The organism is Desulfoluna sp. CLI2B (assembly GCF_056847375.1).
In genome coordinates this window covers 5,009,946-5,023,085 of record NZ_CP186557.1, presented here as the reverse complement: position 1 = coordinate 5,023,085, position 13,140 = coordinate 5,009,946, and the positions used below count along the sequence as shown (strand labels likewise).

The following is a 13,140-nucleotide window of genomic DNA, read 5'->3' as shown; positions in this document are numbered from 1 at the left end:
GAGGGGCTCCATGAGGGTGTCGAGTTTACGGGCAAAGCCCAGGAGGCGGTGGGTGATGGTCTTGCAGCGGGAGACCGAGCCGATGATGGCCTCGGTGAGCTCTGCCAGGCGCTTCCGGTGGGGGAAGTCTTCCCGCGGCCACCATGAGGCCTGCCTTTTCGTTGATGATGGCAAGGGGGTTGTTGATCTCGTGGGCCACCCCTGCGGCCAGGCGGCCGATGGAGGAGAGCTTCTGGTTGTGTTGCAGCTCGGTGAGGGCCGTCTCCCGGCGCTCGTCCGACTCTTTGATACGCCGCACCAGGGTGCCGGTCATCTTCACCACCATGAAGATGATCACCAGAAGGCTCAAGGCATAAACCAGAAGGGCGTCGGACTTCAGGGCATACCAGGACCTCAGCACCACGGAGCGCGGCTTGGCGATGACCAGAACGTAATCGGCGTTGTTGAAGCCGGAGCAGGCCAGAAGGATCTGGCGGCCGTCGGGGTCGGTGGTCTCCGACACAAAGGTGCTCCGGGTGCCCGTGGGGATGGTGAGGCGGCAGGCCTTGAGGGTTTTGCCGTACAGGGCGGAGTTGGTCTGCATGATCCCTTCGGAGTTGACAAGAAAGGCGTCGCTCTGGGGAGAGAGCCTGAGGCTGCCCAACAGGGTGTAGAAACGCTCCGTGTCGATGGTGGCCCGGATGATCCAGTTGGTGCCGTCGTCGGTGTACCGCTGCACGGCCAGCACAATGTGGGGGAGCTGGCGGTGGCCCATGAAGACGTTGCTGATGTACGAGCCCTTGACCAGCACCTCCTGGAAGGAGCGCTGGCTGGCGTAGTTTTTGCCCGCCAGGTTGTAAGGTCCGGCGTAGCTCACCAGGTCCCCGTCCGCGTTGATGATGGCCAGGTCCACAAACCCGCCCAGCTCGGTTTTCAGGATCCGCAGGAGGTGGTGCAGGGTCCGGCTGTCGTTGAGCTCCTCGAAGTCGTAGGCGTTGGCGATGAACCGCACCGTGGAGAGGCGCTCTTCAAAAAAGAGCTCAAAGGAGTGCTTGGCTTTGCTCACCGTGTTGGCCAGGGGGGTGATGAGCTCGTTTTGCAGGTGGCGCCCGTATTGAAAGTGGTTGAGGATCCCCATGACGGTCAAGGGCGTGATGGTGACCACCAGCATGGTGATGATGATGTTGCGGGTGAGGTTCCGGTAGTGTCCCGGAGAGTCGGCTCCACGGCTGAACAGGTCATCGATCTTGTCGATGAAGCTACGGATGGTCCACATGGCGTCCCTCCACAATGCGGTCGAAGAGCATCTCCCCTTCGGAGAGGTCCCCTTGAAGGTGGCGGATGAGGGCCTTTTCCCACGGCCCGGCCACGGCATCGATGACGGTGATCTTTTTCCAGGCAAGGAACTGGAAATACTCTTCCTCGATGGCGCCGCAGATTACGCAGGTGATGTTCTCGGTGAGGATGAGGTGGCAGAGTTTTTCCGCAGAGGCCTGGGGCAGCACCACTGTCTTGTCCTCGGTGTCGCCGCCCCGGAGCAGGGTGACGATGTGCACCTCGGCGGCCAGGTCAAAGCGGGGGGCCACCTCATTGGCGGCGATGGGGATGAGGATCTTTGTTAACATAGGGAAAACTGTATCATAGGGTTTTAAATTGTTTCAAGAGCTTAAACCGCTTGTTTCAGGGCCAGCTCGTTTACCTGTTCACGTGCCCGCTATGGTTAAAGGGAGTGGAAAAAGCAAGCCTCCGGCGGCGAGGTGAGCCACCTCGAAAGCTTATTGCCCTTGCGCTTTGACCCTCGTTCCTCGGTTCAAAGCGCAAGGGCCTTCGGCTCGGGCTGCGCCCGACATAAACGCTGATGGTTTGTGCCGACTGGTTCACAAGCTTCGACGTCACAGGATACGTTGCTGCTGCTTGCTCATTGTCGATTTAACCGTATTGCCTTCTATGGTTGAAGTGCATGGAAAAGCCTGCCTCCGGCGGCCAGGGGATTTTTGGACTAAGTGGCTTCGCCACCCCTGGACCCCAGGTTGCGAAAGCCCTTCCCCTTCGTTCCTCAGGGTGAGAGCTTCCGCGAAGGCTTCTGTGAAATTGAGCAAAACCTGTTTATCAAACTTTTCAAAAGTTTGGCCCCCGGCAGGGCCGCCGGAGGCAACCTCAAAACACGTATCCTATTCATTGATGCCATATTGTTTCATTTTGCGCCAAAGGGTGCTGCGGCCCCAGCCCAGGGCCTTGGCCGCCTCCTGTCGCTTGCCCCGGGCCCTCTGCAGGGCGTCGAGGATCATCTCCCGTTCGGCCGTGGCCCAGGTGCGGGGGGCGGTCTGGGGTGCCTGGGCGTCGGGGGCGGTGGGGGATGACGGGTCGGGCGTCTCCGGCAGCGGTGCCTGGGGCGGGCCTTCCAAAAGGTAGGCGGGCAGGGACTCCACGTCGATGGTGGGTTCCGTTGCCATGTTGACGGCGAACTCCACGATGTTTCGCAGCTCCCGCGACGTTGCCGGTAACCGGACGGGCGAGCAGGGCCAGGGCGTCCCGGGAAAACCCGGTGACCCGCTTGCCGAGCTGGCGCCGGTAGATTTCCAGAAAGTGGTCCAGGAGGATGCGGATGTCTCCTTTGCGCTCCCGTAAGGGGGGCAGGTGGACCCGGGCCACGTTGAGGCGGAAGAGCAGGTCCTGGCGAAAGGTCCCTTGGGTCACCATCTGCTCCAGGTTGCGGTGGGTGGCGGCAATGACGCGGACGTTGGCGTGGAAGGGGCGGGTTTCGCCCAGGGGGTAGATCACCTGGTCGTCCAGGAAGGTGAGCAGCTTCACCTGCAGGGCCAGGGGAAGATCCCCCACCTCTGTGAGGAAGAGGGTGCCGTTGTGGGCCATGCGGAACCGGCCGGGCTTGTTTTCCACGGCACCGGTAAAGGCGCCCTTGGCGTGGCCGAAGAGCTCACTCTCCAGAAGGGTTTCGGGAAGGGCTCCGCAGTTGACTTTGACAAAGGGCCCCCCGGCCCGGAGCGAGGTCTGGTGGATGGCCTCGGCCACCACGTCCTTGCCCGTGCCGGTCTCCCCGGTGATGAGAATGGAGGCGTCGCTCTGGGCGAGGATGGGCAGGGTCTGGAAGATCTTGTCCATCTTTTCGCTGCGGCCGATGATCCCTTCGAAGCTGAAGGCCTGGCTCTTCTGGCTGTCCAGGCTTCGGACCGCCCGCAGGTCTTCGATGGTCTCCATGTATCCGGTGTGGTTGCCGTTGGCGTCGGTGAGGGGGGCCAGGTTCAGCTTGACGGGCAGGCGCACCCGGTCCCGGTTGATGATGTCGCTTTCGCAGGGGGCCGGGGCCGTGACCACCCCGTTTTGCCTGGGGCAGCTCTCCACACAGGCACGGCTTCTTACCACATGGCGGCACGGCATGCCGTAGGCGTCGCTCCGGGAAAAGCCGGTGAGGGCTTCAAAGGCGCGGTTGAGCCAGACAATGTTTAAGTCCTTGTCCATCACCGCCGTGGCCAGGGGGATTTCATCCATGAACCGGCCGAAGGAGAGTTCGGAGGATAGAAGGTGAACGATTGCCGGAGTGGGGACGGGCATGGGGGACTCCTTTGTCTGTTGGGTCAGCACCTGGGCCGGTGGCATGATCACGCCCCTTATCCTTTGCCTACCCGGGAGGTGGTGTCAAGGGGAATGTAAACGGCAGGCTCCCGGGAAAAAAGGGTGTCAGAAAAGTTTCCACTGTGTAAACCTGAAGTCCGAAACCACCCTGTTCCATCGGAAATTTTCAAAGGATTTCAGGTGGGGGATGCTGGCATGGGTCTTGCTCACCAAGAGAGCCATGGAACGCCGGCTCCGGGCAGGCAAGGCACCGTCAGGGTGCCGTGCCCGGGCACGACACACACCGGCACACACCGATTTACAGGGCGGAGGAAGAATACATATGACGGCCATTGTGATTTCAGGCGGTGAAAACGAGCAGGTCCGGGCGCTGGTCCGGCACCTGGAGCGGGAGACCGGCGGGGTTGCCATGGGAGATGACGAACTCATTGCCATGGCGGCCCATGGGGGCGGGGGACACCTGTCCCTGTCGTGGGCGCTTTTCGGCGTTCACCCCCTGGCGGATCGCATGGTCAAGGAGCGTGCATGCGCAAGGGCCCGACTGTGCCGGGCCATGGCATCGGCCCTGGAGCGGGGCGTGAGGATTTTTTACGGGGACCTGGGGCACCTGCTGCAGCGGTTTCCCGTGGCCGTGTTCAGGGTCCTCATGGCCGATGTCCCCGGGGCCGGGCGTCGCAGCTGGGTAAGGCGTCGCAGGCGCCTGTTCGGGCGGAGTTTTCTCCACCACAGGTTTTACGACATGTACCTCCCCTGCGGGACCTTTTCGGTGGGGGACGCGGCCAGGGCCATCCTGGAACGGGTGGCCGTTGCCGTGGGGGATCCCGGGCGCCCCCTGACCCGGGATCGCCTGCGGCTTGCCATGGACATGGCCGATGCCGAAATCGACCTGGTGCGCCGCGGGGTGGAGGTGGTGTTCTGGCACCACGGAGGCGGGGTGACGGTGTGGAACGCCTCGGCCCTGGACAACGCCGAGCTGGAAGCGCGGGTGAGGCGCACCTGTGCCCTGGGCTCTTTTTTGTGTCGGCGGGGCAATCCACCGCCCCTTTTTGAGGAGAGGCTTGCCTACACCCTGTCCATGCGGGTGGAAGGAGACCGAGGCCTGCCGGAGGTGATGGCAACCGTGGCCGGGCGAAACGGGGGACGCACAGCCTCATCGACCTGCGAGGTCATGGTTTACGGTGGTATCGGATGGGATGGACGGCTCGTGGTGGATCTGCCCGACTCCCTGGTGGACCCCCAGGAGGCGGTGTGGCGGCTCATGGCCCTGCACCCGGGGCGGACACTGGTGGTGCCTGCTCAGCGGTACGCCTGGCTGGCCGACCGCATGGGCCTTGAAACGGAATCGGTCCCATGGGCGGTGGATGCTCAGAAGTAAGCAAGGAGGAAAGAAGGATGCCGGGTTTTTTGAGTCTGCGAACAAAGACGACATCCATTGTGGCCCTGATGGTGGCCGTGACCATGGCCTGTGGCGGGGTGATGATATGGAATACCTACCGGGTGGATCGCCTCATCGAAGGCATGGTGAGCGACTCGGTGGCGGCGTACCAGGCGGCCGAGGCCCTGGAAACGGCCCTGGTGAACCAAAAGGGGTTCATGTCCTATTATGTCATGGACAGAAACCCCGAATGGCTCCAGCGCCTGGGGGAGTACCGGCAGCTGTTTCGCATGCGGCTGGAGCGGGCCCAGGGCTTTGCCGGAACTGTGGAGGAGCGGGATACCCTTGCGTCCATCGGGGATGCGTATGACCTCTATGTCTGTGGCCTAGGCACTCAGGCCCTGGCCTCTCACATCAAGGGTGATGAAATCGCCGGGGGAGAGGCCCATGCCGGGGTGAGGGATCAGTTCTTCAAGATTCTTGATCACTGCGAGGCGTATAAAAAGGCCCATGAGGAGGAGCTTTTTGCCGCGCGCCAGGCTGTACACGCCCGGGCCGAGCAGCTGCGCTGGGTCACGGTGGCGGCCCTTGTGTTTGTCACCGGCTTAGGGGGCGTCCTGACCCTGATGCTGGGACGCCAGGTCCTGGCTCCCCTGCGCCGCCTGGCCCGGGAAGAGGCGGGTGAACTGGCCCTCATGGAGCCCAATGAGGTCAAGGCCGTGACCCACCGCATCGAGAACCTTATCCGCAGCGCCGGAGAAGCCCACACCGAACTGGCCCGGAGCCGGGAGAACCTGCTCATGGCCGAGAAGATGGTTCTGGTGGGGAAACTGGCAGCGGGCATGGCCCACAGCATCCGCAACCCCATGACCTCGGTGAAGATGCGCCTCTTCTCCCTGAATCGGTCCCTGCCCCTCACCCGGGAGCAGGAGGAGGATTTCCAGGTGATCACACGGGAGATCGGCCAGGTGGACACCATCGTCCAGAACTTCCTGGAGTTTTCCCGCCCCCCGCGCCTGGCCATGCAGCTGGAAAGCCCCTCCACCGTGGTGGACAGGGTCCTCCAGCTCCTCTCCCATCGCCTCCGCTCCTACGAAGTCACCGTGGAGGTCAAGCGCGATAAACCCCTGCCCGACGTGACCTGCGACCCCGAGCAGCTCAAGGAAGCCTTTGTCAACTTCATGGAAAATGCCTGCAAAGCCATGGGCGGCGGAGGCCGCATCGTGATCACCGAGCGCGTGGTCTCCGAGACCGACGGCGCGGGTCTTGCGGAGATCTCCTTTGCCGATACCGGATGCGGCATTCCCGAAGAGGAGCTTGAACAGGTGTTCCAACCGTTTTTTACCACCCGGGAGGACGGCACCGGCCTGGGCCTGCCCATCTCCCAACGCATCATCGAAAACCACGGCGGCTGGATCGATGTGGATTCCGTCCAGGGCAAAGGCACCACCTTTGTGGTCTACCTGCCCATGGACAGCGAAGAAAGGGGATAGGGGAACGTGCATGGAAAAACGCCTCCGGCGGCAAGGGGCTAAAGCCCCTTGACCCCAGGGTCGCGAATGCTCCCGGCCTTCGTTCCTCAGGCCGATCACATTCGCTGATGGGCTTTGCCCGTGGAGAATGAAACTTGATTTCATGGTGAAAATCAACGTGTGAGATCTTTAAAAAAAGACGGCGTAATTTTTTTATAGGTTGTTTCCCGGCAGGGGGCTGGGGTTATTCGGGTGAAAGCCAATTCAATACGAAAAGCTCCGAGTTTGTTTTTTAGAAATATGAGACGGGTCTCTCTTGCAGGGGCGATCGCATTATGTCATCCGTCGTGCGAATGCCCCTAAAACGGCAGCATAGCGGCGGCATTCATGCATTCGCCATAGGGTTTCAAGGTGCCCCCACCTTGCCGCCGGAGGCATGGCTTTTTCCAGCAACTTTGACCATAGAAGGCTTTCCCTTCAATTAAGGAGCGATATGGTTACCATTCTTATTGTGGACGACGATGATTCGTTGCGGGCGTCCTTTGAAAAGCTGCTTGCGGCCGAGGGGTACCGGGTGCACAGCGCGGCCAACGGCCTTGAGGGCATTGAGCTTGCCAAGCGCTTGAAGCCGGACCTTGCCATCATCGACATGAAGATGCCGGGCATGGGCGGGCTGGAGTTGTTTGAGCGTCTCAAGGAGGTGGCGAGCCTCATGCCGGTCATTGTGATGACCGCTTACGGCACCACGGAGACGGCCATCAATGCCACCAAGATGGGAGCCTTTGATTACGTGCTTAAGCCCTTTGATATTCCAGCCTTGCTTCGTCTCATTGGCCAGGCTGCCGAGGCGGGGCGCTTTATGAAGTCCACCGTGACCTTAGGGGGCACCGGGGCAGGCGCCGTGCCCGGAGGGGACGAAGAGAGCATCGTGGGAATCAGCCCGGCCATGCAGGAGGTGTACAAGTCCATCGGCCGGGTGGCGGCAAGCGACGCCACCGTGTTGATCCGGGGCGAGTCCGGCACCGGCAAGGAGCTTGCGGCCCGGGCCATCTACCAGCACAGCAACCGGAGCGGGCGGCCCTTTGTTGTGATCAACTGCGTGGCCATACCCGAGACCCTTCTGGAGAGCGAGCTCTTCGGCTACGAGCGGGGGGCCTTTACCGGGGCCACCCACCGAAAGATCGGCAAGATCGAACAGGCCAACGGCGGGACCCTTTTTTTAGACGAGATCGGGGACATGCCCCTGGAACTCCAGACCAAGATCCTGCGCCTGCTCCAGGAACGGAGCATCGAGCGCATCGGGGGCCGGGAGACCATTCCTGTGGATGTGCGGATCATCGCCGCCACCAACCGGGACCTGGAGGGGGCCATCAAGGAGGGGCGGTTTCGAGAAGACATCTACTACCGCCTCAAAGTGGTGACCCTTGCGTTGCCCCCTTTACGGGAGCGCAAAGGGGACATTGCCCTTCTCACCGACTACTTTCTTCGGCGCCACGCTTTGGAACTGGGCATGGCCAACCCCGGCATCAGTCAGGAAGGGCTGAAGCTCCTGGGAAGCTATGAGTGGCCCGGCAACGTGAGGGAGCTCTCCAACGTGATCCAGAAGCTGCTTATTTTTCACCGGGGCGGGGCCATTACCCAGGAGAGCATCGCACGAAGTCTCGGCCAGGATGTTATTTCCGAGGATCCCTGGAAGGACCCGGAGGAGATCATCCGCCGCTGGGTCAGGGGGCGCCTGGAACGGCGGGAAGACGACCTGTTCGAACGCCTCCTGGACGAGTGCTCCCGGGTGATCCTCTCCGAAGCCCTGGCCGCCACCGAGGGCAACCGCTCCCAGGCCGCTCGGCTCCTGGGAATCTCACGGCCCACCCTCCATGCCCGCATGGACAAGTACGGCATCACCGTGGGCGCTCGCATCAATGCCGGAGACACAGAGGATCCGGCAAAGCAGTAAACATGGAAAAGCTTGCCTCCGGCGGCCCTGCCGGGGGCCAAACTTTTGAAAAGTTTGATAAACAGGTTTTCAGTAAGTCTTTCCAGGCTTCGCCGAACCAATTTTGGTAGTTTGCCATTTTCGGGAAAGTTTTTTGCGGAGCTTTTTTTCAAAAAAGCGACCCGCCGGAGGCAAGCTGAATAGTTACAATTTTTTTTGAAAGGCGGATGTGATTTGACCCGAGGAACGAGGGGCAAAGCGCATCCGCAACCATCTTTCAAGGTGGCTCACCTTGCCGCCGGAGGCGTTTTTTCTCCGAAATTAAGGAGGCGATGATGACAGGCAGGGCATACGATCGGAAGATCGCGCGGTTTATTCTCGGCAACATGACGATCGTCCCTTTGGTGCCGTTTATGGTGTTGCTGGTGGTGGGGGCCATTCTCTTTTCCGGGGCCATGGAAAAAAGCATCATGGCGCGGATCTCCCAGACCGCCCGGGACCACGGTATGATGGTGGACTCCTTTTTAAAAGAGCGGCGTGCCGACCTGGCGCTGCTGGCCTCCATCTCTTCCTTTGAGGCGTTGTCCACCCCCGAGAATCTGGAGACGGCCTTCGGGAATCTCCAGGCCAGCTCAGGGGCTTTCATGGACCTGGGGGTGTTTGACGAGGCCGGGGTTCACGTGGCCTACACCGGGCCTTACCGTCTGGAGGGCATCGACTATCAGGAGGAGTTCTGGTTTCGAAAGACCATGGCCACCGGCTCCTGGATCAGCGATGTCTTCACCGGGTTCCGCAAGACCCCCCATGTGGTGGTGGCGGTGCGGGCTCAAGGGGCAGGGCGTCCCTGGGTGCTGAGGGCCACCATTGATACCGACGTGTTCCAGGCCGTCACCGGTGAGGTGCGCATCGGCCAGACCGGAGAGGCCTTTCTTCTGAACGACGAGGGCGTGTACCAGAGCATTCGCCCCTCCAGGGGCAAGCTCATGGAAAAGGACCCGGACAGCGACGCCTACGTCATGGGGGACGGCTGGGCCGGTGCCCGTGTCATTGCCTGCCGGGACGGGGTCAAGCGTGTCTTTGCCTCGGTGCGGCTCACGGAAAAGCCCTGGCGGCTGGTGGTGGTGCAGGACACCCGTGAGGCCTTTGAGAACCGCATGCGGATCTACCTGGTGATCTTTGCCGTGATGGTGGCTGGCAGCGGGGCGCTTCTGGGCGTGGGCTACGGGCTGACCACCCGCATCGTCTCCCGGATCCGGCGAAGCGATGACGCGGCCGTGCACCTGGAAGAGCAGCTTTACCGCGCAGCCCGCCTGGCCGAGCTGGGGGAGATGGCCGCAGGGTTTGCCCATGAGATCAACAACCCCTTGCAGGTGATGCAAAGCGAGCTGGCCTACATGGCCGAGACCGTCCGTGACGTGGAGGAGGGCACCGAGGAGGTGGGCATGATCCGGGAGTCCCTGGACCAGATGCGTCTTCAGATCGGGCGCTGCTCGGACATCACCCGGTCGGTCCTCAACTTCGGTCGCAAGAGCACCACCCGGGACCAGGCCGTGGTCATGGGGGACTTCCTTGCCGACGTGGCCAAGATGGTCCGCTCCAGGGCCGAGGTGAGCGGGGTGCGGTTCCTTACGGAGGTGCCGGAAAACGGCAGCCGGGTCTGGGGAGATCCCTCGCGGCTCCAGCAGGTTTTTCTCAACCTCATCAACAACGCCCTGGATGCCGTGGAAGCCCGCCATGGCAGCTGCGGCGGCAGGGTCAGCGTGGCGGTGCGTGAGGAGGCCGACACCGTGTGCGTGGACGTGTCGGACAACGGCAGCGGCATGGACGAAGAGACCCGGTCCAAGATTTTTTCCCCCTTCTTCACCACCAAACCCCCGGGTTCCGGTACGGGCCTGGGGCTCTCGGTCTGCTTCGGCATCATCGAGGGCATGGGCGGGCGCATCCACGTCGCCAGCACCGTGGGGGAGGGCTCTGTGTTCACCATCTCCCTGCCTCGCCACCTCGAACAATGACGTAAAAGCGTGCCTCCGGTGGCGAGGTGAGCCACCTCGAAAGCTTATTGCCATTGCGATTTGCCCTCTGCTCACATCAATCGGGTTTCATCCATTAAACATTTCAGGCCCCGGTACATGACCTCTTACATGGGGACGTGGCCGGGGTTTTTTTATGCCCGGTTTTTCCATTGCCCGACACCTTGTAAACCGGACTGACAATACAACGGGATAGTTTTGGAGAGTGTTTTGCGAATCGTCTTTTAAAACAGTTTGTTGGCGTGTCTGTCTGACTTGGCATGTCCCGTGCAATTCCTCGTGAGAGTCAATCTTTAAGGCATTCGTTTGGGAATGAAGAACCTTAGATTAATTGAGGAGGAGTGAATGGATACTCTTTATGTGTTGCTCGTGGACGACGAGCCCCGTTACCTCGAAACCACCTCACGGCTTCTGGCCCGCAAGGGGTGCACCGTGCTGACAGCCGGCTCCGGGATGGAGGCCCTGTCCGTGCTGTCCAGAGATCCGGTCCACGTGGTGGTCCTGGATGTGAAGATGCCCGGCATGGACGGCCATGAAACCTTTCGTGCCATACGAAAGAGCCATCCCCTGGTGGAGGTGATCCTGCTGACGGGCCACGGCACCGTGGATTCGGCGGTGGAAGGGTTGAAGGCCGGGGCCTTTGAGTTCCTGGTGAAACCGGCGGACATCGACCTGCTCTGGGGCAAGGTCAGCGAGGCCTGGGATTCGTACCGACGGCATGCGGAGAAGATTCGGTTGGCCATGCTTGAACGAAGCATGCAGAGCCCGAGGGATATCATGAAGCAGCAGGGGTCGGATATCGACGCCTAGGAAGGGGGAATACTCATGGGAGAACGCGACAAGCAAAAGGTGACCGGGTATGACAAGTACGTGGATTGGAGGATCTTCTCCATTCCCGTTGCCCTTTTTTTTCTGATCCTGCTCATGCCCACGCCCGGCGGCATGAAGGATGTGGGGGCCGAGTACAAGGTGGGCCCCAAGGCGGTGATCGCCTACCTGAGCCAGGAGCTCTTCGGGGCAGAAAGCACGGAGTTGCCCCAGTGGCAGCTTCTCACGGCCCAGATGATGGAGCGCAACATGCGCATGGGTGCCCTGACCAAGGCCCGTTTTCTGAAACGAAACGAAAAATGGTGCAAAAAATACAAGATCCCTGCGGCCGGGGCCAACTTCAAGCGCGCCCACGCCTTTATCAGAGACGAGGTGGACGACGCCAGGTTCCTTGCCCTCATGGAGGGCGCCCTGAAGCAGAGGCGCGACGTCCTTGACTACGGGGAACTGGCCGGTAAGGACAAGGCCGCCGCCGACAAGGGGAGCTGGCATATCAAGGTGGCCATCGCCATGGTGGTCTTTGTGGTGATCTGTTTTCTTACGGAGTGCATTCCCCTGCCCGGGGTGGCCTTCTGCATCGGTCTGATCCTGGTGTTCACCGGGGTGGTGACCCGAAAGCAGGTGGCCATGCTCTACTGGTCGGATGCCTGCTGGTTCATCATGGGTTCCCTTATGTTTGCCGCGGCCTTTGTAAAGACCGGGGTGGACAAACGGGTCTGCCTGATGATGTTTGAAAAGCTCGCCGTGCCCAACGTCCGGTGGATCACCCTCATCTTTTTCCACGCGCCCCCTGGCCGCCTTTATCTCCGACCATGCCCTGGCTGCCATGTTCCTTCCCATCGGCATGCTTCTTTATCAGAACAGCCTCACCAGCGAGGTGCCGGAAGACCCGGAGCTGGCCAAGATGCTGATGATCGGCATTGCCATGGCCTGGATCAGTCGGGCAAGCAGGACCATCCAGCAGCCGGAGCATCCATCATGATGACGTATCTCACCGACATGTTTGGGTTTGACATCGGGTATTTCCAGTGGATCACCTACTGCTTCCCCTTTCTCTTTGTGATGATTCCCATCACCTGGCTCATCGTGAACTGGCGCTTCAAGCCCCGTGTCACCAGCCTGGCTCCGGCCATGGATCACCTGCGTGTGGAGATCCATAAAATGGGGCCCTGGAACCGCAAGCAGATCATCGCCCTGGTGGTGTTCCTGGTGATGGTCTTCGGCTGGTTCACGGAAAAAGAGTTCTACAACCTGGGGATCTACCCCATTCGCTTAGGCATCGGGGTCATTGCCGTGGCTGGTGCCGTGGCTTACCTGCTCACCGGGGTGGTGAACTGGCGTGACTACCATGAAAAGGTGGACTGGGGCGTGGTCTGGCTCTACGCCGGTGCCATCATCTTCGGCAGGACCCTGGACACCACGGTCCGCACCGTCATCGATTTTCTGGCACCCTTCGGCATGGACTCCGGCCTTCCCCTCATGGCGGTCTCCAACGGGCTCACCGCCGTGCTCACCAACCTCATGGCAGATGGACCGGCCGCTGCGGCCGTAGGTCCCATTACCCTGAACATGGCTGGCCTGGTGCATCCCGGGACCACCTTTCTGCCCTTCATGGCCATGAGTACGGCCATTGCATCCAGCTTTGCCTACTGCCTGATCATCGGCACGCCTCCCAACGCCATCGTGTACGCCTCCGGTTACCTGGAGCCCAAGGACTACCTCCGGGTGGGGCTTCCCCTGTGGTTTGTGGCCAACGCGATCCTTCTGCTCCTCACCGGAGCGTACTGGGTCCTGCGCGGGTTCAACGCCCTGCCGGGGTTTTAATCACCCATGAATCGTAAGGAGAAAGGACCGGTGAAAGAACAAGACACCATGAAACCTTCGATGAGATGGAAACGCGGAAAGCTCTTTTTTACTGCTGAGGCAGAGCGC

The 13,140-nt window shown here is 61.1% G+C and carries 8 protein-coding genes and 2 pseudogenes; 6 read left to right on the top strand and 4 right to left on the bottom strand.

Annotated elements, in window-relative coordinates:
- Nucleotides 1-25 precede the first annotated feature (25 nt).
- From ACOYW2_RS23330 to ACOYW2_RS23315, 4 genes and pseudogenes are all read right to left on the bottom strand, one after another.
- On the bottom strand, nucleotides 26-1,255 hold the full coding sequence (locus ACOYW2_RS23330) for a cache domain-containing protein (protein ID WP_482768162.1): 1,230 nt from the start codon (nucleotides 1,253-1,255) through the stop codon (nucleotides 26-28).
- Entirely contained in the window at nucleotides 1,239-1,604 is a 366-nt protein-coding gene (locus ACOYW2_RS23325; protein WP_482768161.1) for a NifB/NifX family molybdenum-iron cluster-binding protein, read from the bottom strand. Before ACOYW2_RS23325 ends, ACOYW2_RS23330 begins: the two co-directional genes overlap by 17 nt.
- A 546-nt stretch (nucleotides 1,605-2,150) precedes the next feature.
- Nucleotides 2,151-2,267 carry a helix-turn-helix domain-containing protein gene (locus tag ACOYW2_RS23320; RefSeq protein ID WP_482420234.1) on the bottom strand — a complete coding sequence of 39 codons (117 nt, stop codon included), beginning with the start codon at nucleotides 2,265-2,267 and terminating at the stop codon, nucleotides 2,151-2,153.
- Between the two features lie 274 nt (nucleotides 2,268-2,541).
- Nucleotides 2,542-3,456: pseudogene (locus ACOYW2_RS23315) on the bottom strand (sigma-54 interaction domain-containing protein); the annotation flags it as partial.
- A gap of 436 nt (nucleotides 3,457-3,892) precedes the next feature.
- Between ACOYW2_RS23315 and ACOYW2_RS23310 the strand changes: the two are divergent.
- From ACOYW2_RS23310 to ACOYW2_RS23285, 6 genes and pseudogenes are all read left to right on the top strand, one after another.
- Nucleotides 3,893-4,945, top strand: coding sequence for a hypothetical protein (locus tag ACOYW2_RS23310; RefSeq protein ID WP_482768160.1), 1,053 nt, complete (start codon nucleotides 3,893-3,895; stop codon nucleotides 4,943-4,945).
- 29 nt (nucleotides 4,946-4,974) lie between these two features.
- A complete protein-coding gene (locus ACOYW2_RS23305) occupies nucleotides 4,975-6,438 on the top strand; it encodes an ATP-binding protein (protein ID WP_482768159.1) in 1,464 nt (487 codons plus the stop codon).
- A 472-nt stretch (nucleotides 6,439-6,910) separates the two neighbouring features.
- Nucleotides 6,911-8,371, top strand: coding sequence for a sigma-54-dependent transcriptional regulator (locus tag ACOYW2_RS23300; protein ID WP_482768158.1), 1,461 nt, complete (start codon nucleotides 6,911-6,913; stop codon nucleotides 8,369-8,371).
- Between the two features lie 311 nt (nucleotides 8,372-8,682).
- Nucleotides 8,683-10,362 carry a sensor histidine kinase gene (locus ACOYW2_RS23295; RefSeq protein ID WP_482768156.1) on the top strand — a complete coding sequence of 560 codons (1,680 nt, stop codon included), beginning with the start codon at nucleotides 8,683-8,685 and terminating at the stop codon, nucleotides 10,360-10,362.
- Nucleotides 10,363-10,725: 363 nt separating this feature from the next.
- Entirely contained in the window at nucleotides 10,726-11,190 is a 465-nt protein-coding gene (locus ACOYW2_RS23290; RefSeq protein ID WP_482768155.1) for a response regulator, read from the top strand.
- A gap of 15 nt (nucleotides 11,191-11,205) precedes the next feature.
- Nucleotides 11,206-13,032 (top strand): annotated as a pseudogene (locus tag ACOYW2_RS23285) (SLC13 family permease).
- Nucleotides 13,033-13,140 lie beyond the last annotated feature (108 nt).

What these genes read in the sequence shown, in the direction of transcription:
- ACOYW2_RS23310 (WP_482768160.1), top strand. Translation starts at nt 3,893, where the DNA reads ATGACGGCCATTGTGATTTCAGGCGGTGAAAACGAGCAGGTCCGGGCG.
- ACOYW2_RS23330 (WP_482768162.1), bottom strand. Translation starts at nt 1,255, where the DNA reads ATGTGGACCATCCGTAGCTTCATCGACAAGATCGATGACCTGTTCAGC.
- ACOYW2_RS23295 (WP_482768156.1), top strand. Translation starts at nt 8,683, where the DNA reads ATGATGACAGGCAGGGCATACGATCGGAAGATCGCGCGGTTTATTCTC.
- ACOYW2_RS23325 (WP_482768161.1), bottom strand. Translation starts at nt 1,604, where the DNA reads ATGTTAACAAAGATCCTCATCCCCATCGCCGCCAATGAGGTGGCCCCC.
- ACOYW2_RS23290 (WP_482768155.1), top strand. Translation starts at nt 10,726, where the DNA reads ATGGATACTCTTTATGTGTTGCTCGTGGACGACGAGCCCCGTTACCTC.
- ACOYW2_RS23320 (WP_482420234.1), bottom strand. Translation starts at nt 2,267, where the DNA reads ATGATCCTCGACGCCCTGCAGAGGGCCCGGGGCAAGCGACAGGAGGCG.
- ACOYW2_RS23300 (WP_482768158.1), top strand. Translation starts at nt 6,911, where the DNA reads ATGGTTACCATTCTTATTGTGGACGACGATGATTCGTTGCGGGCGTCC.